Below are 17,244 nucleotides of genomic sequence, written 5' to 3'. Positions count from 1 at the left end.
GGTGCTGGACCGCCGCTATGTCGCGCGCACCGACGCGCAAGGCTTCTACAGCTTCGCGCAGGTGGCCGCCGGGCCGCACGAGCTCGAACTGATCCAGGACAACCTGCCCCTGCCATGGAGCAGCGCCGGCGCCGCCTCGCAACGCACCGAGGTGCGCGTGCGCGATACCGTCAGCGTGGACTTCCCGGTGCAGAAGGAACGCTGAGCCGGGTCCATCGGGACCGGCCGCACGGTCCGGTCGCCACGCCGCCCCGCATGCGGCGACGCTGCGCGCCTTCGCCGGCGCCGCCCAAGGTGCTGCAAGGCCCAGCGCCTTTGCCCTCAGGCTGCCCAAGGCACGGATGGCAATCCGCACCGAAAGCGCGATGAACACAAAACAAACCGATCGATCACAGTTTGTATCAAGCATCCTCTAATTCAGGGAAAACCATATCGACTCTTTTTTGTCCGAACGGATAATTTAGGTACAGCAATTTTTGGCGAGGCCGATCTCATGAACGCCGCACAACCCCGCAGCCGTTACTGGTCCGACTGGACAAGCGAAGCCTTCTCGCGGCTCGACCGGTCGCGTCTCATCGCGGTGCTGCCGGTCGGCGCCACCGAACAGCATGGCCCGCACCTGCCGATGTCCACCGATACCGCCACCATCGACGGCATGGTGCGCGCCACGCTGCCGCACCTGCCGGACGAGTTGCCTGTGCTGTTCCTGCCCACGGTGGCCTACGGCAAGAGCAACGAGCATTCGCGCTATCCGGGCACGCTCACGGTCTCGGCTTCGACGCTGATCGCGATGTGGATGGAAATCGGCGACTGCGTGGCGAAGGCGGGCGTTCGCAAGCTGGTGCTTTTCAACAGCCACGGCGGACAGATGGCGGTGATGGACATCGTGGCGCGCGACCTGCGCGAGCGCCACGGGATGATGGTGGTGGCGGCCAACTGGTACACGCTGGGTCTGCCCGAGGGCCTCTTCAACGCGCACGAGGGGCGGCACGGGGTGCATGCCGGCGACCTGGAGAGCTCGGTCATGCTGCATCTGACGCCCGACGACGTGCGGCCCGCGGAGTTCCGCCGCTTCCGCTCGATGACCGAGGCGCTGGCGCAGGAGAACCGCTTCCTCTCCATCACGCCCAGCGGCAAGCTCGGCTGGCAGATGCACGACATCAATCCGCAGGGCGCGGCCGGCGATGCCACCCTGGCCTCGGCCGCGAAGGGCGCGGCCGTGCTCGAGCACGTCGGCCGCCGATTCTCCGAACTCCTGCAGGAAGTGGACCGCTTCCCCCTGGAGCGTCTTGCCAATCAACCTGCATGGCAATGAACATGCAGCACCACGACGCGTCGGCGCTGGTCCGCCTGAACAACGTCAGCAAGCGCTTCGCCAACGGCACGCTGGCCCTGCAGGGCATGAGCCTTGATTGCGGCGAGCACGACTTCATCAGCTTCCTCGGCCCTTCGGGCTGCGGCAAGAGCACCGCGCTACGGCTGATCGCCGGCCTCACGCGCCCCAGCTCGGGCGAGCTGGCATGGTCGGGTGCGGCCTCGCGCGGCGCCGAGCGCGACCGCGAGCTCGGCTTCGTGTTTCAGGAACCCACGCTCATGCCCTGGGCCCGTGTCTTCGACAACGTCTGGCTGCCGCTCAAGCTCTCCGGGGTCTCGCGCGAGGCCGCGGCGCCGGTGGTGAAAGATGCGCTGGAGATGGTGGGCCTATCGCGTTTCGCAGAGGTCTATCCGCGCGAACTCTCCGGCGGCATGAAGATGCGGGTCTCGATCGCGCGCGCCTTGGTCACGCGCCCGCGCCTGCTGCTGATGGACGAGCCCTTCGCCGCGCTGGACGAAATGACGCGCATCAAGCTCAACAACGACCTGCTCTCGATCTGGCGCGAGCACCGCTTCTCGATCATCTTCGTCACGCACAGCGTCTACGAGTCGGTCTACCTGTCCAACCGCATCGTGGTGATGGCGCCGCGCCCCGGTCGCGTGATCGAAGAGATCCGCATCGACGAGCCCTACCCGCGCGGTGATGCCTACCGCACCTCCACCCGCTACAACGCCCACTGCGCGGCGGTGTCGCAATCCTTGCACGGAGCGCTCCATGGCGTCGACATCGATCACTAAGAATCCCGCCTTGGCCGAGTTGCAGACCGCCGCGCCTTCCGCCGCCGACCTGCAGAGGCACGAGGACCGTTTGCGCCGGCGCGAATCGCTGCTGCGCATCGCCATCCCTGCCGCGCTGGTGGCGGCGCTGCTGCTGCTGTGGGAGCTTCTGGTGCGCGTCAACGACGTGCCGCACTACATCATCCCTGCGCCTTCGCTGATCTTCACGACGCTTATCGACAACTGGGGCACGCTCTCGGAGGCGCTGTGGTTCACCGTCAAGCTGACGTTGCTGGCGCTGGCCGCGGCCATCGTCGGCGGCGTGCTGCTGGCGATCTGCTTCGCTCTCTTCAAATGGGTGGAGATCGGCCTGTTCCCGATCGCGGTGATCCTGCAGGTCACGCCCATCGTCGCGATCGCGCCGCTGATCCTGATCTACGTCTCCAGCACCACCGCCGCACTGCTGCTGTGTGCGTGGATCGTGGCCTTCTTCCCGATCCTGTCGAACACCGTGATCGGCCTGAAGAGCGCCGACCGCAACCTGCGCGACCTGTTCCAGCTCTACAAGGCCTCGCCCTGGCAGCTGTTCCGCTACCTGCTGGTGCCCAGTGCGCTGCCGTACTTCATGGCCGGCCTCAAGATCGCCGGCGGCCTGAGCTTGATCGGCGCGGTGGTGGCCGAGTTCACCGCCGGCACGGCCGGGCGCGAGACGGGGTTGGCCTCGCGCATCCTGGAGTCGAGCTTCCGCACCGATATCCCGATGATGTTCGCGGCGCTGTTCCTGGTGTCGCTGCTCGGCATCGCCATCTTCATCGTCTTCGCGGCGATCTCGCGCATGGTGCTCGGCCACTGGCACGAGAGCGAGATGCGGGGCGAGCGCTAGCCATGGATGCCACGACCGTTGCCGAGGGCGCCGTCGCCCGCGCCGTCGACTGGGACGCCGTGTGGCGCGATCTGCAGGGCCTGAACGTGATCGCCTCGTCCAACCAGCGAAAGCAGCTGTCCAAGGATTTCTACTGGTACAGCCCGATCCTGACCGGGCAGCTCGCCGGCTGCGTCGCCGACCTGGTGGTCAAGGTGAGCACCGAGGAGGACGTGCGGCAGGCCGCTGCCGTGGCCGCGAAGCGCAAGCTGCCGCTCACCGTGCGCGCCGGCGGCACCGGCAACTACGGCCAATGCGTGCCGCTCTCGGGTGGGCTGGTGCTCGATGTCACGCCGATGTGCCGCGTGCTCGAGATCTGCCCGGGCCGCGTGCGGGTGCAGGCCGGCGCACGGATGCACGACATCGAGGCGGCAGTGGCCGAGACCGGCCAGGCGCTGCGCATGTGGCCGTCCACCTGGCACGTGGCGACCATCGGCGGCTTCATCGCGGGGGGCTTCGGCGGCATCGGCTCGATCCGCCACGGCATCCTGCGCGATCCAGGCAACCTGCTGCGCGCGCGGGTGATGACGGTGGAGCGCGAGCCGCGCGTGATCGAACTCGTCGGTGACGAGATCCAGCAAGTGCACCATGCCTACGGGACCAACGGCATCATCCTCGACGTGGAAGTGGCGCTGAGCCCGGCCGTCGACTGGGTGCATTGCATCGCGCTGTTCCCGGACTACCGGCAGGTCATGGACTTCGGCGTGGCGGCCAGCACGCCGGAAATCGACCTGTTCCTCCTGTCCGCCGTGGACGCGCGCTTCTCGCCCTACTACGCGAGCCTGGGCAGCCACTTCCCGCCGGACCGGCACGCGATGTTCATGATGGCCGCACCCGGCTCGATGCCGGCGCTGCACGCGCTCGCCGCTGCGCACGGCGGCCGCATCTCGCTGGCCGGCACCGAGGCCGAGCTGCGGGCAATGGGCCTGCCGCCGGCCTATGAATGCGCCTACAACCACACCACCCTGCAGGCGCTGAAGGTCGACCGCACCTGGACCTACCTGCAGGTCGCCTATGCGCAGCCCTTCGACCCCGCGGTGGTCGATCGCCACATCGCCGTCTTCGGCGACGACGTGCTGCAGCACCACGAGTTCGCCCGCGCCGGCGGCGAGTACGGCACCTTCGCCATCCTGCTGGTGCGCTGGAAGGGAGAGGCCCACCAGTACGAGGTGATACGCGAGATCGAGTCCGAGGGCGGTTGCGTGGTCTTCAACCCGCACGTGGTGACCATCGAGGATGGCGGCATGAAGACGATCGACACGCAGCAGATCGAGTTCAAGAAGAAGAGCGATCCGATGGGCCTGATGAACCCCGGCAAGACCCGCGGCTGGACGCCCGACATGGCGCGCGAAGCCTGACTTCCTCCTCCTAGACACCCCACGAAAGGAACCGACCATGCAAGCCTCCTTCATCGCCCGACCCCTGCTGGCCGCCGTACTCGCCGGCAGCGCGATCGCGGCCATCGCGCAGGACAAGGTGGTTCTCGCCACCAACTGGCGCGCGCAACCCGGCCACGGCGGCTTCTACCAAGCCCTCGCCGACGGCACCTACAAGAAGTTCGGCCTCGAGGTGGACATCCAGCAGGGCGGCCCGCAAGTCAACAACCGCCCCATGCTGCCGGCGGGCAAGGTGGACTTTCTGATGACCGGCAACATGCTGATGGCCTTCGACAACATCAAGCAGAAGGTGCCGACGGTGGTGGTCGCGGCCTACTTCCAGAAGGACCCGCAGGCCATCATCGCCCACCCGGGCCAGGGCATCGAGAAGTTCGCCGACCTCACCAAGGCCAAGACCGTGCTGCTGTCCAAGGACGGCCAGATCAGCTACTGGCAGTGGATGAAGAAGGCCTACGGCATGCGCGACGAGCAGGTGCGGCCCTACAACTACAGCCTGTCGCAGTTCCTGGCCGACAAGCAGTCGGTGCAGCAGGCATACGCGACCTCGGAGCCGCTGGCGGTGGAGAAGCAGGCCGGCTTCAAGCCCGTCGTGCTGTCGCTGGCCGACGCGGGCTGGTCGACCTACGGCATGGTGATCGAGACGCGTCAGGACCTGGTGAAGACCAAGCCGGACCTGGTGCGCCGCTTCGTCGAGGCCTCCAGCATCGGCCACTACAACTACCTCTACGGCGACCGCAAGGCGGCCGACGCGCTGATCAGGAAGATGAATCCGGACATCAGCGAGGACTACATCGAGAAGTCGCTCCCGATTCTGCGCGACCACATCGACGTCGGCGATGCGGTGACCCTGGGTATCGGCGCGATCAGCGATGCGCGCATGAAGGACTTCCACAGCAAGGCCGTTGCGGCCGGCCTGTACAAGGACGGCGATTTCAACTACGCCGATGCGTACACGACGCAGTTCGTCAACAGGGGCACGGGCCTGGAGCTGCGCAAGGCGGCTGCCAAGTAGCACCCTGAGCAACACCATGGCCGAGCGCACTCTTACCGTGCGGGTGGCGCGCATCGCGCGCCAGACGCCGGAGATCCTGTCCTTCGAGCTGGCCCATCCGGCCGGCCGCGCCCTGCCCGCCTACCAGGCCGGCGCCCACATAGACGTGCACATGCCCGGCGGCTTTTCGCGCCAGTATTCGCTGGCCCGCGCGCACGGCGAGGCGGCGCCGTCGGCCTACCTGATCGGCGTCAAGCGCGAGGCGGCGAGCCGCGGCGGCTCGGCGTCGATGCATGCGCGGGTGCGCGAGGGCGACCTCATCGCGATAAGCGCCCCTCGCAACACCTTTCCGATCCGCCCGGAGGCTCGCCGCCACCTGCTGCTGGCCGGCGGCATCGGCATGACCCCGCTGCTCGCGATGGCAGAGGCGCTGGCGCGCGAGGGCGCCGACTTCGAACTCTGCGTCTTCGTGCGCGGCGAGGAGCACCTGGCCTTCGCCCAGACACTGCGTGCTCCCCTGCTGGCGCCCCACGTGCGACTGCACTTCGACATCGGCGAGACCGGGCGGAAGATCGACCTTCGGCGGTTGCTGGCCGAGCGCCTGCCCGGCACCCACGTCTACGTCTGCGGGCCCGGCGGCTTCATGGCGGCCGTGCGCAAGGCAGCAGCCCACTGGCCCGAAGAGGCGCTGCATGCCGAGTACTTCGCCGCGCCGGCCGGCGCGGCGGTGGCCGGCGGCCGGCCCTTCACGCTGCGGCTCGCACGGCGCGGCATCCGCGTACCGGTGACAGCCGATCAGACGGCAGTGGATGCACTGCATGCCTTCGGCATCGACATTCCCGTGTCCTGCGAGCAGGGCCTGTGCGGCACCTGCGTGGTGGACGCGGAGGGTGCCGGCGCCGAGCATCGCGACTTCTGCCTGAGCGGCAGCGAGCGCGCCGCGAAGGTGGCGCTGTGCTGCTCGCGTGCCAAGGGAGAAGAACTTGTGTTGGACCTTTGAGCACGGAATATCACTCTGGCACCATGCAGGTCCGATGACGCGACGAAGCACCACCCATGATTCCGCCGCCACGGCGACGGCCGAGGAGTCCGACGCACCCGCCACGCGTGGGCGCGCGCGCAAGTACACGCAGGTCCTGGGGGTGATTTACCAGGCGGCGGTCGAGGTCTTCTCCGCCGACGGCCTGGCCGGCGCCTCCACCCAGGCCATCGCCGACAAGGCGGGGCTCTCGAAGGCGCAGCTCCACTACTACATCGAGAGCAAGGAGGCGCTCTATCGGCAGGTGCTGCAGGACATCATCAACGACTGGATCGGCGTGTTCGGCTTCAGCGACGAGGCCTTCGGGCCGCGCAAGGTACTCACGGACCTGATCCAGCGCAAGATGCTGTTCTCCTTCGACCATCCGTTGCGCTCGCGGATCTTCGCGGCCGAGATGATGCGGGGCGCGCCGGTGATCAAGGAGATGATGGGCACGAGCAAGCAGCGCACCAACCAGGCCGTCGCCGTCATCCAGAACTGGATCCAGCGCGGGCTGATGGACCCGGTGGACCCGATGCTCTTTCTCTTCCATCTCTGGGCCGTCACTCAGTTCTACGCGGACCATGCGGCCCAGGTGGCCTATTTCCGCGACATGCCGGCCAGCGACGAGAAGGACCGGCGGTATCTCACCGAGCAGGTCACGGAGTTCCTGCTGAAGGGGGCCGGGGTGCGCGCATGAAGCTCGAAGCCCTGTGCATCCCGCCGCGCCTGCGTGGCTTCGCCGCGGGCGACGCGGATGTGTTCGACCTGCGCATCGCCCGGCTGCCCGGCCGACCTGGTGCTGCTGGCCGCGCGTGACGAATACGAACTGCTGGACCCGCGCGGCCGTCGCCGCACCGTCATCCGCGCGGGCCGCGAACTGGAGAAAAACCGAATGAGCATGGGCAAACCGATGGCCAACTACGCGGCCGCCAAGCGCGTGGGTGATTTCGTCTTCATGAGCGGCGTGGTCGCCGTCGACCCCGCCACGCGCCGCGCTGTCATGGGCTACGAGCAGATTCCCGAGGAGGCCCGCGCGGCCCTGCGCGGTCTGCGCTACGCCACCGGCCAGATGTCGGTGGACATCTTCGAGGCGCCGGTGGTGGCTCAGAGCTGGTTCGTGCTGGAGCGCATCCGGCAGCTCGCGACCGAGCACGGCGGCACCATGGGCGATGTGGTCAAGCTGGTCCAGTATTTTCGCCGCCTGCCCGACTACGCCCCCTACAACCGCGTGCGCGGCCTGTTCTACCCGGGCGAGCCGCCGGTCAGCACGGTGCTCGAGGTCTCGGGTTTCCTGCCGGGCGACGAAGTCCTCGTGGAGGTGGAGGCGACGATGTATCTGCCTCAGCGCTGAGGCGTCGCTTTCAATGGTGCGCCTCGTCTTGCAGGCGCCGCGGACCCACGTCGCCGGCCGCTGCACACCACCGGGAAAGCTTTGGCTGCGGGCGTCGGCTTCGCAGCGCGGCCGGGCCCCTTTTCACACCAGCAGCGCCGCTTCGTCGGCGCGCGCAGCCGGGAACGAGAGGCCGACGCGCGTGTGCCGCGCCGTCATGACCGGGTCAGGCCCGAGGGGCCCGGGGGACGCTGACTAAGCGCGTGCGACGGACAACAAGCCGTCGATCGCGTGCACCACGCCCTCTCGCGCCTCGGACGTGGGCGTGCCCTCGGTCAGCAGGGTGCGGATCAGGCCCAGGGTGTTGAGCAGCTCCGCTTCCATGTCGGTGAGCAGAGGGATCACCTCGTACCTGGGGTACCGGCCCTTGGCCCCCATGGGCCGGCCCGGCCCCGACAGATCGATGGCGTAGCCTTCACGGATTGCTTCGATTTGGGTCTTCATGATTCTTCGTGCGCCCGGTTCGACGTTCACCGGTCACAGCTTCTCAGCTCAGCTGCATGAATTCCGACAGGCGGCGGCCGACGGCCTGCATGCGCGAGGGCCGCTCCGTCGCCCGGCGCTCCGCCAGCAGCTCCAGGGCCATCGCGACCGAATCGGCGCCCTGGTCGCCCTCGGCCGAGCGGCGGCGCCACTTCTGCGCCAACTCGTTCAACTGCACGCTCGTGAGACGCTGCGGCGGCGCATCGAAAGCGGCAGAGGCCGGCGCCTTGCCCGCGGGCGGCAGGGTCGCACGCAGCAACCGAAGAAGGCCCTTGGAGGACCACTGGGTTTGGGTTTGGGTGTCGGCTTGAACTCGCATGTAATACATTGTGCCTATGTAAACATAAGGTTACAAGGCCCTGCATTTAGATTTTCTTCTTACATATCACTTTTGGAGAAGTAATACGCACTTACTACATGGCACCTACACCGGAAGGTAGACTCGCGCGACCAGGCCGGTGCGGCCCGCCCCTTCCTCGCTGCGGTTGCGAAGCGCGATGCGCAGGCCGTGCCGCAACGCCGCGGTCCGGGCGATGGCCAGGCCCAGGCCGCTGCCCCCCGCCGAGGTGCCGGGCACGCGGAAGAAGCGGTCGAAGACCCGGCCGATGAACTCCGGCGGGATGCCGGGCCCGTTGTCCACCACGTCGACCACCGGCTGGCCCTGCACCTCGTGCAGGCGCACGTCCACCACGCCGCCCTCGGGCACATGCCGCAGGGCGTTGTCGATCAGGTTGTCGAAGACGCTGCGCAGTTCGGCCGCGGGCGCGCTCACGATCGGCGCCACGCTGCCGTCGAAACCCACGTCGATGCGGCGCCGGTCGGCCACCACCATCAACTGGCCCAGGCTCTCGCGCAGCAGTGCGGCCACGTCCACCGGCTCGGCGCCGGCCGCCGGGAGGGCGCTTTCCTGGCGCGACAGGCGCAGCAGCTGCTCGATCAGGTGCTGGGCCCGGGTGACGCCGGCTTCCAGCTGCGCGAAGCGCTCGGCGGCATCGCCCGAGGGCACGTGGGCGCGCAGGTTTTCCAGTTGCAGGCCGATGGCGGCCACGGGGGTGCGCAGCTCGTGCGCCGCGTCCTGGACGAAGCGCCGCTGCGCCGCAAAGGCATCGCGCAGGCGGGCCAGCAGGCTGTTGAAGGCGCCGACCAGCGGGGCGATCTCGTCCGGCACCCGCGCCAGCGACAACTCCGACAAGCTGCGCTCGTCCTGCGCCGCCACCTCGCGCGCGACCGCGTGCAGCGAATAGGAATTCAGCCACACCACCAGCCACAGCACCGCCAGCGAGACCGGCAGCAGGAGCGCGATCGGCAGCGCCGCGAACAACGCGCGGTGCGCGACCTCGTGGCGCAGGAAGCTGCCGCTCTGCGCGATCTGCACGCGCAGCGCTCCGGGGCGGGTGCCGGCCGCGGCGGTGTAGATGCGCCAGTGCTCGTCGCGGCCTGCTTCGGTGCGCACGGTGTGCAACCCGGGGCGCTCCTGCAGCGGCGCCGTCAGCGTCGGCCAGGAGCTGGCAAGAAGGCGGCCTTCAGGGCCGAAGATCTGAACGATGAAGGTGCCCCACTTGTAGACGGCGTCGTCGGCCACCGGCTGCAGCGCCGGCGTGCCGTCGTTGCCGGCGTAGGAGTGCGCCAGCAGCTGCATCTGATCTTCCATGAAGGTGTGGACCATGCGACCGTAGCTCATGTACGAGGCCCAGGCCGCGACGCCGGCAGCGATCAGGTGCAGCGACACCAGCCACAGCAGCAGCTTGCCCCGCAGCGAGCAGGGCCGGTACCAGGGGTGTTCCGCGATGTGTTTCGAGGCTTCCACAGGATGTCTCATGCCGCCGCGACTCGCCATCCGAGCCCCCGCACATTGCGTATCGCATCGGGCCCGAGCTTGCGCCGCATGCCGTGGATCAGCACGTCCACCGCGTTGCTGGTGACCTCCTCGCCCCAACCGTAGATGCGGTTCTCGATCTGCTCGCGCGAGAGGATGGCGCCGGGCCGTTCCAGCAGCGCGTGCAGCAGTGCGAACTCGCGCGCGGTGAGCGCCTCGCGTCCGCCGTTGCGCAGCACCTCGCGCGTGGTCAGGTCCAGTTGCAGGCCGGCGCCGCCGATCACCGAATGGGCGGCGCCGTCGCGTCGGCGGATCACCGCGCGCATGCGCGCCAGCAGCTCGCGGAACTCGAAGGGCTTGAGCAGGTAGTCGTCGGCGCCGAGGTCCAGGCCCTGGATGCGGTCTTCCAGGCCGTCGCGCGCGGTGAGCACCAGCACAGGCGTGGTGTCTCCCCGTTCGCGGGCCCGGCGCAGCACCTCGGTGCCGTCCTGCCGGGGCAGGCCGAGGTCGAGCAGCACGCAGGTGTAGCCGCCGTCGGCGAAGGCGCTGTGGGCCAGCGCGCCGTCGCGCACCCAGTCGACCGACCAGCCGGCGCCCTCGAGCGCGTCCCGCAGGCTGCTCCCGATCATCTCGTCGTCTTCCACCAGCAGCGTGCGCACGGCGCCTCCTTGTCGCAAAAGCAAGGAAGGCTACACGTGGATTCTTAGCGTGTCATGAGGGTGGAATACCACGCAGGGACCGCTTCAGGCGGGCAACAGCACCCTGTCGACGACGTGAACCACGCCGTTGCTCGCCAACACGTCCGCGGCGGCGATCCCGGACAGGCGCCCGCGCTGGTCGGTGATCTGGAAGCTGCCGTTGATCCGGAAGGTCGAACCCTGCACCGTGGTGATGGGTGTGTCGAAGGGAATGTCGGCCTTCAGGACCCGGGCCGGCAGGACGTGGTAGGTCAGCACCTTCGTCAGAAGCGCCTGGTCGGCCAGCAAAGCGTCCTGCGTCACGCCGAGTTCCACGAGCAGCGCTGCGAAGGCGTCATTGGTCGGCGCGAAAACGGTGAACGGGCCTCGGCCCTTGAGCGTGTCGACCAGGCCCGCCGCCGCCACCGCAGCCACGAGGATGCTGAGACTCGGCGTGGCCTGCGCCGTCTGCACGATGTCCTTGTTGGCCGGCAGCAAGACGCGGTCGACCACGTGCAGCACGCCGTTGAGCGCCACGGAGTCGGTGGCGACGATGCGGCTCACGCGGTTGCGGCCATCGGTGACGTTGTAGGCATCGCCCGCCCTGTCGATCTTGAAGAAGCCGCCGCCGATGGGCTCGATGGCCTTGCCCGAGGGGATGTCGGCGCGCAGCACCAGCTTGTTCAGTACGTGGTACTTGAGGACGGCCGTGAGCGTTGCCTTGTCCGCGAACAAGGCATCCTTGCTCACGGCCAGTTCGCCGAGCAATGCGGTGAAGGCGGCATTGTTCGGTGCGAAGACCGTGTAGGGGCCGGAGCCCGTCAGCGTGTCCGTCAGCCCTGCAGCGTTGAGCGCCTCGACGAAGAGGCTCAGTTCGGGCTTGGAGGCCGCGAGGTCGGCCAGGCTCCGGCGGCTTTCGATGCCGCCGCCCGCCACGAAGCCACCACCGCCACCACCACCGCCGCACCCGGACAGCAAGGACGTGCCGCCCAATGCGGCGACCGACAGAACCAGCGCGCGACGGCTCAGAGTGTTGGCCATGGCAAGACTCCATTAAAAAAGTTCAGGGGAGGAACGAAGGCGCGACGCGTGCACGTCACGACAGCTCCTACGCAGCGACCCTCCGAGCGGGATCACGGCAATACGTAACTGTCGGCAAAGCGAGGCACCGCGAAAGCGCCCCCACTGCAAGGGGCGCTCAGAAGCGCTCGGCGTCCCCGAGGTACCGCCACTGCCCCAAGGGGAGCTTTCCCAGCATCACGCGCCCGATGCGGATGCGCTTCAGTCCCACCACCTTGAGCCCGACCATCTCGCACATGCGCCGGATCTGCCGCTTCTTGCCCTCGGTCAGCACGAAGCGCAGCTGCTCGGGGTTCTGCCAGTCGACCCGGGCCGGCTTGAGCGCCTGCCCGTCCAGGCTGAGGCCATGGCGCAGGCGCTGCAGCTGCTCGCGCGGGAAGGCGGCCTGCGGGTTCTGCGCAAGGTCGCCGTAGCTCACGCGCACCAGGTACTCCTTCTCGACCTCGGAGTCCTCGCCGATGAGCTGGCGCGCGACGCGGCCGTCCTGGGTGAGCACCAGCAGGCCCACCGAATCGATGTCCAGCCGCCCGGCCGGCGCCAGGCCGCGCAGTTGCTGGGGCGCGAAGCGCTGGCGGCTCGGGTCCCCGCGCCAATGGCTGCGGGCATGGACCAGCACCACCGCCGGCTCGTGCCCGTCCTCGGCCTGGCCGCTCACGTAGCCGACGGGCTTGTGCAGGAGGATGGTCACCCGTTGCTGCTGGCGCTCCTGCGCGCGGCGCTCGACCTCGATGTGGTCGGCGGGCCCGACCTTCAGGCCCATCTCGGCGACGCGCCCGTTGACCTTGACCCAGCCCTGCGCGATCCATTCGTCGGCCTCGCGGCGGGAGCACAGGCCCAGCTCGGCCATGCGCTTGTTGAGTCGGGTCGGTTCGGGGGCGGCGTCGGGCATGGAAGGGAGCGGAATCGGCGCGCCATTGTCCGCCATCCGCCATCCGCCAGATGCGGGCGCGCGGCACAGGCCGGATGGCACATGGTCAAGCCACGCGCCGACGCCCATACTGGAAACGACGCCTCGCCACCATGTCCCCAGGAGATCTCCATGCCACGCTATGTCATCGAACGCACGCTGGAGGGCGCCGGCAAGCTCTCGGAGCGCGACCTCAAGGCGCTGTCGATCAAGTCCCGCAACGTGCTGCTCGAGCTCGGGCCGGAGATCAACTGGGTCGAGAGCTTCGTGACCGACAACAAGCTCTACTGCGTCTACGTCGCACCCAGTGCCGAGATGATCATCGAGCACGCGAAACGCGGCGGCTTCCCGGCCGACAGCGTGTCGCAGGTGCATGCAATCATCGGCCCGACCACGGCGGAATGAAGGCTCAGGGCACCAGCCGGTATCCGACCGCCGTCTCCGTCAGCAGGTGCACCGGCTGGGCCGGATCGGCCTCCAGCTTCTGCCGCAGGTGACCCATGTAGATGCGCAGGTAGTGGCTCTGCCCGGCATGCGCCGGCCCCCACACCTCGCGCAGCAACTGGCGCTGCGTCAGCACGCGCCCGGCGTTGGCGGCCAGCACCGACAGCAGCCGGTACTCGGTGGGCGTGAGGTGCACCTCGACGCCGCCGCGGCGCACCAGGCGCGCACTGCGGTCGATCTCCACCTCGCCGAAGCGGAACACCGGCTCCGGCTCCTCGCTGCCGCCGGCCGCGCGCGGGCGCCGCAGGTTGGCGCGCACCCGCGCCAGCAGCTCGCCGGTGCCGAAGGGCTTGGTCAGGTAGTCGTCCGCGCCGGCGTCGAGGGCGGCGATCTTGTCGGCCTCGTCGGTGCGGGCAGAGAGCACGATGATCGGCACGCCCGACCAGCCGCGCACGTCGCGGATCAGCGCGACGCCGTCGCCATCGGGCAGGCCCAGGTCGAGCACCAGCAGGTCCGGCTGGCGGGTACCGGCCGCGGCCAGGCCGTCGCGCAGGGTGCCGGCCTCGTGCACCTGCCAGCCCTCGGCCTCCAGCGCGCCGCGCACGAAGCGGCGGATCTGGGGCTCGTCCTCGATGACGACGGCGGTGGGTGCGGGCATGTCTGTCTCAGCGATCGATGGGCTCGGCCGGCTCGGGCGGATCGCGCCGCGGCAGCGTGACCGTGAATTCTGCCCCGCCACCCACCGCATCGGCGGCGCGGATCTCGCCGCCGTGCGCGCTCACGACCGCCTTGCAGATCGCCAGCCCCAGGCCCACGCCCGGCGTGGCGGATTCGGCCTGGCCACGGGTGAACTTGTCGAACAGGGTCTGCTCGCGGCCCTGCACCGCGGCCGGCAGGCCGGGCCCGTGGTCGCGCACCACCAGCTCCAGCGTGCGCTCGGTGGCCCGCGCGCTGACCACGACCGGCGGCGCGCCGTACTTGCCGGCGTTCTCCAGCAGGTTGACCAGCACGCGCTCGATCAACACCGCATCGAACTCGACCAGCGGCAGCGCCGCCGGCAGCTCGGTGCGCACCGCCATCCCGCCCAGCGCAGGCCGCGCCGCGCGGATGGCGGCGCCCACCACCTCTTCCACCGACTGCCAGTCGCGCTTGAGGCTCACGCTGCCGCCGGCGATGCCGCTTTCCAGCCGCGCCATGTCCAGCAGGTTGTTGACCAGCGCATGCAACTGGCGGGCCTGCGCGACGATGGCGCGCGCCACCTCGGTCGCGTCGACCGCCCGCGCGCTGCCGGCGGGCGCCTGCAGCGATTCGGCCAGCGCGATCAGCGCGGTCAGCGGCGTGCGCACGTCATGCGAGATCGCGCCCAGCAGCGCGTTGCGCAGGCGCTCCGATTCCATCTCGACCAGCGCCTGCTGCGCGACCTCCACGTAGTGCACCCGCTCCAGCGCGATCGCGATCTGCCGTGCCAGGGTGTCGAGCTGCTGCGCCTGCTCGGGGATCAGCAGCCAGCGCGGATGGGCCGGCTCCAGTGCGAGCACGCCGCGCACGCGCATCGGCGCTTTCAGCGGCACGTAGTGCCAGGGCTGGGCCGCCAGCGTGGCGGTCGCCAGTCCGGCTGGCTGTCCCTGCCGGAAACTCCAGTCGGCCACGCTCGGATCGAAGCCGGGCGGCGCCTCGGCGGGCATCACGAGGCGATCGCTCGCATCCGCCACCAGCACCAGCGCGCGACCGCCGAAATGGCCCTGCACCGCGGCGGCCCCCAGTTGCACCACCTGCGAAGCCTCCAGGGCCGCCGACAGCTCGCGTGTCAGCTCGAACAGCGACTGCGCACGCCGCTCGCGGCTGGTGGAGACGCCCGCCGCGAAGCGCAGCCCGGCGGTGAGCTGGCCCACCAGCAGCCCGACGCCCATCATCACGACGAAAGTCACCAGGTACTGCACGTCGCTCACGGCGAAGGAGAAGCGAGGCGACACGAAGAAAAAGTCGAAGGCCGCGACGTTGAGCACGGCCGCCAGCGCCGCCGGGCCGCGGCCGAAGCGCATGGCCACGCCGACCACGCCGAGCAGGAACAGCATGACGATGTTGACCAGCTCCAGCACACCGGCCAGCGGCGTGGCCAGCAGGGTGACGGCCACGCTGCTGGCGGCCGCCCAGGCATAGCCGGGCCAGCGGGCGTGGGGCCGGTCGCTGTCCTCCACGCCCGGATCGCCGCGCCGCCGCGGCCGGGACAGCCGGCGCGAGCTCTCCACGCGCGCCGCCTCGACGATGTCCACCCCGGGCGCCGCGCGCGCCAGCTCGCGCCCGAGCGTGCGGCGCGGCCACCAGCGGCGCCAGCCCTCCGCCGGCTGCGCGCGGCCGATCACCACGGTCGCGCAGTTGAGCCGTTGCGCCTGCTCGGCCAGCGCCTCGGCCACCTGCTCGCCGGTGAGCACCGCGGTCTCGGCGCCGAGGCTCTCGGCCAGTTGCAGCACCGCCAGGATGCGGTCGCGCTGCGGCGCTTCGAGACGCTGCAGGCGCGGCGTCTCCACGTAGGCGGCATGCCAGCGCACGTTGAGCTGACCCGCCAGCCGCGCGGCGGTGCGCACGGTCTGGTCCGCGTCCTCATCGGGGCCGACGCAGGCGAGGATGGCGCCCGAGGTGTTCCAGGCCGGTGGCGCCGCCTCGCCGCCGCGGCCCGACTGCTCGATGCGCCAGCCGCGCACGTCGTCCTCCACGTGCTCGGCGGTGCGGCGCAGAGCGATCTCGCGCAGCGCGATCAGGTTGCCCTTGCGGAAGAAGTTCTGCGCCGCGCGCTCGGCCTGCTGCGGCAGGTAGACCTTGCCGGCCGCCAGCCGCGCCGTCAGCTCGTCGGGCGTGACGTCGACCAGCACCACCTCGTCGGCCTCGTCGAGCACGGTGTCCGGCACGGTCTCGTGCACGCGCACGCCGGTGATCGCGCCGACGGTGCCGTTGAGGCTTTCCAGGTGCTGCACGTTGAGCGCCGACCAGACCTCGATGCCGGCGGCCTGCAGCTCTTCCACGTCCTGCCAGCGCTTGGCATGGCGCGAGCCGGGCGCGTTGGAATGGGCGAGTTCGTCCACCAGGATCACCGCCGGCTTGCGCGCCAGCGCGGCATCGAGGTCGAACTCGGCGAGCGTGCGCCCGCGGTAGGGCAGCTGACGCAGCGGCAGGCTCTCCAGGCCGGCGAGCAGCGCGGCGGTCTCGCTGCGGCCGTGTGTCTCGACCACGCCGATCACCACGTCGCGGCCGGCGGCGCGCTCGCGCTGCGCGGCGCTGAGCATGGCCCAGGTCTTGCCGACGCCTGCACTGGCGCCGAAATAGATGCGCAGCTTGCCGCGCCGGGCGCGCTCGTCCTGGGCGCGCAGCTCGGCCAGCAGCGCGTCGGGATCGGGGCGGGCGGCGTCGTTCATGAGGGAGGCCAACGCCGCAGGGTAGCGCATCGAACGCCCGCTCAGCGGGCGGCGTCCAGCGCCAGGTTGAGCGCCAGCACGTTCACGCGCGGCTCGCCGAGCAGGCCCCACAGCGGGGTCTCTGTGTGGTCCGCGACCAGCTGCGCCACGCGCTCGGGCGCGAGCTTGCGCACCCGGGCCACGCGCGCGGCCTGGTACTGGGCCGCGGCGGGGCTGATGTGCGGGTCCAGCCCGCTGGCCGACGCGGTGACCAGGTCGACCGGCACCGGTCTGTCGTTGCCGGGATCGGCCGCGCGCAGTGCCTCGATGCGGCCCTTGACCGATTCGGTCAGCGCCGGGTTGAGCGGGCCCTGGTTGGAGCCGCCCGACGCGCTGGCGTTGTAAGCCATGGGCGCGGTGGCCGAGGGTCGGCCCCAGAAGTGTCCGGGGTCGCTGAAGTTCTGGCCGATCAGCGCGGAGCCGATCGGCTTGCCGCCGCGCATCACGAGGCTGCCTTCGGCCTGCGCGGGGAACAGCGCCTGCGCGGCGCCGGTCACGGCCAGGGGATAGAGCAGCCCGGTCAGCGCGCTCAGCAGCACGAAGAGCACGAGGGCGGGACGGAGGGTCTTGGTCATG

Annotated in this window: 19 protein-coding genes; 10 read left to right on the top strand and 9 right to left on the bottom strand. The window is 69.7% G+C overall.

Going from position 1 to position 17,244, the window contains the following annotated elements:
* From ABEA07_RS02840 to ABEA07_RS02800, 9 genes are all read left to right on the top strand, one after another.
* Window positions 1–205, top strand: a 205-nt coding sequence (locus tag ABEA07_RS02840) for a hypothetical protein (RefSeq protein ID WP_345535750.1), incomplete at its 5' end; no start/stop codon positions are given.
* A gap of 288 nt (window positions 206–493) precedes the next feature.
* Window positions 494–1,315 carry a creatininase family protein gene (locus ABEA07_RS02835; protein WP_345535749.1) on the top strand — a complete coding sequence of 274 codons (822 nt, stop codon included), beginning with the start codon at window positions 494–496 and terminating at the stop codon, window positions 1,313–1,315.
* Between the two features lie 2 nt (window positions 1,316–1,317).
* Window positions 1,318–2,112, top strand: a complete 795-nt coding sequence (locus ABEA07_RS02830; RefSeq protein WP_345535748.1) for an ABC transporter ATP-binding protein — start codon at window positions 1,318–1,320, stop codon at window positions 2,110–2,112.
* Window positions 2,090–2,974 (top strand): ABC transporter permease, encoded by an 885-nt coding sequence (locus ABEA07_RS02825; protein ID WP_345535747.1) that lies wholly within the window; start codon window positions 2,090–2,092, stop codon window positions 2,972–2,974. The genes ABEA07_RS02830 and ABEA07_RS02825 overlap by 23 nt, the downstream gene beginning before the upstream one ends.
* Window positions 2,975–2,976: 2 nt before the next feature.
* Complete coding sequence (locus tag ABEA07_RS02820) at window positions 2,977–4,371, top strand: FAD-binding oxidoreductase (protein WP_345535746.1); 1,395 nt, start codon at window positions 2,977–2,979, stop codon at window positions 4,369–4,371.
* Between the two features lie 37 nt (window positions 4,372–4,408).
* A complete protein-coding gene (locus tag ABEA07_RS02815) occupies window positions 4,409–5,422 on the top strand; it encodes an ABC transporter substrate-binding protein (protein WP_345535745.1) in 1,014 nt (337 codons plus the stop codon).
* Window positions 5,423–5,438: 16 nt separating this feature from the next.
* Entirely contained in the window at window positions 5,439–6,401 is a 963-nt protein-coding gene (locus ABEA07_RS02810; protein ID WP_345535744.1) for a PDR/VanB family oxidoreductase, read from the top strand.
* 34 nt (window positions 6,402–6,435) lie between these two features.
* Window positions 6,436–7,119: a TetR family transcriptional regulator C-terminal domain-containing protein gene (locus tag ABEA07_RS02805; protein WP_345535743.1), complete on the top strand. Its 684-nt coding sequence runs from the start codon at window positions 6,436–6,438 to the stop codon at window positions 7,117–7,119.
* Window positions 7,120–7,314: 195 nt separating this feature from the next.
* Window positions 7,315–7,773 (top strand): RidA family protein, encoded by a 459-nt coding sequence (locus ABEA07_RS02800; RefSeq protein WP_345535754.1) that lies wholly within the window; start codon window positions 7,315–7,317, stop codon window positions 7,771–7,773.
* Window positions 7,774–8,007: 234 nt separating this feature from the next.
* Here ABEA07_RS02800 and ABEA07_RS02795 read toward each other — a convergent pair whose 3' ends face one another.
* The 6 genes from ABEA07_RS02795 to ABEA07_RS02770 form a co-directional block, all read right to left on the bottom strand.
* The gene (locus ABEA07_RS02795) at window positions 8,008–8,256 is read right to left on the bottom strand and encodes a hypothetical protein (RefSeq protein WP_345535742.1); all 249 of its coding nucleotides are present in this window, start codon (window positions 8,254–8,256) and stop codon (window positions 8,008–8,010) included.
* A 43-nt stretch (window positions 8,257–8,299) separates the two neighbouring features.
* A complete protein-coding gene (locus ABEA07_RS02790; protein ID WP_345535741.1) occupies window positions 8,300–8,614 on the bottom strand; it encodes a hypothetical protein in 315 nt (104 codons plus the stop codon).
* Window positions 8,615–8,719: 105 nt separating this feature from the next.
* Window positions 8,720–10,102, bottom strand: coding sequence for a sensor histidine kinase (locus ABEA07_RS02785; RefSeq protein ID WP_345535740.1), 1,383 nt, complete (start codon window positions 10,100–10,102; stop codon window positions 8,720–8,722).
* Between the two features lie 8 nt (window positions 10,103–10,110).
* The gene (locus ABEA07_RS02780; RefSeq protein ID WP_345535739.1) at window positions 10,111–10,770 is read right to left on the bottom strand and encodes a response regulator transcription factor; all 660 of its coding nucleotides are present in this window, start codon (window positions 10,768–10,770) and stop codon (window positions 10,111–10,113) included.
* A gap of 84 nt (window positions 10,771–10,854) precedes the next feature.
* Entirely contained in the window at window positions 10,855–11,829 is a 975-nt protein-coding gene (locus tag ABEA07_RS02775) for a fasciclin domain-containing protein (protein WP_345535737.1), read from the bottom strand.
* Between the two features lie 157 nt (window positions 11,830–11,986).
* Window positions 11,987–12,793: a pseudouridine synthase gene (locus ABEA07_RS02770; RefSeq protein WP_425584067.1), complete on the bottom strand. Its 807-nt coding sequence runs from the start codon at window positions 12,791–12,793 to the stop codon at window positions 11,987–11,989.
* A gap of 114 nt (window positions 12,794–12,907) precedes the next feature.
* Between ABEA07_RS02770 and ABEA07_RS02765 the strand changes: the two genes are divergently transcribed.
* Complete coding sequence (locus tag ABEA07_RS02765; protein WP_345535734.1) at window positions 12,908–13,180, top strand: DUF4242 domain-containing protein; 273 nt, start codon at window positions 12,908–12,910, stop codon at window positions 13,178–13,180.
* A 4-nt stretch (window positions 13,181–13,184) separates the two neighbouring features.
* On the opposite strand, the gene kdpE is transcribed toward ABEA07_RS02765, so the two are convergent.
* Genes kdpE through kdpC form a run of 3 tightly spaced genes read right to left on the bottom strand, consistent with a single transcriptional unit; the run spans window position 13,185 to window position 17,243 of the window.
* A complete protein-coding gene (gene kdpE / locus ABEA07_RS02760; protein ID WP_345535733.1) occupies window positions 13,185–13,877 on the bottom strand; it encodes a two-component system response regulator KdpE in 693 nt (230 codons plus the stop codon).
* A 7-nt stretch (window positions 13,878–13,884) separates the two neighbouring features.
* Entirely contained in the window at window positions 13,885–16,629 is a 2,745-nt protein-coding gene (locus ABEA07_RS02755) for a DUF4118 domain-containing protein (protein WP_345535732.1), read from the bottom strand.
* A 41-nt stretch (window positions 16,630–16,670) separates the two neighbouring features.
* Entirely contained in the window at window positions 16,671–17,243 is a 573-nt protein-coding gene (kdpC, locus tag ABEA07_RS02750; protein WP_345535731.1) for a potassium-transporting ATPase subunit KdpC, read from the bottom strand.
* Between the last annotated feature and the right edge of the window lies 1 nt (window position 17,244).

This window comes from Variovorax defluvii, assembly GCF_039541515.1.
Classification (GTDB): domain Bacteria; phylum Pseudomonadota; class Gammaproteobacteria; order Burkholderiales; family Burkholderiaceae_C; genus Variovorax; species Variovorax defluvii.
Note: the sequence above shows the minus strand (reverse complement) of the source record. Positions and strands in the feature narration are given on the sequence as shown.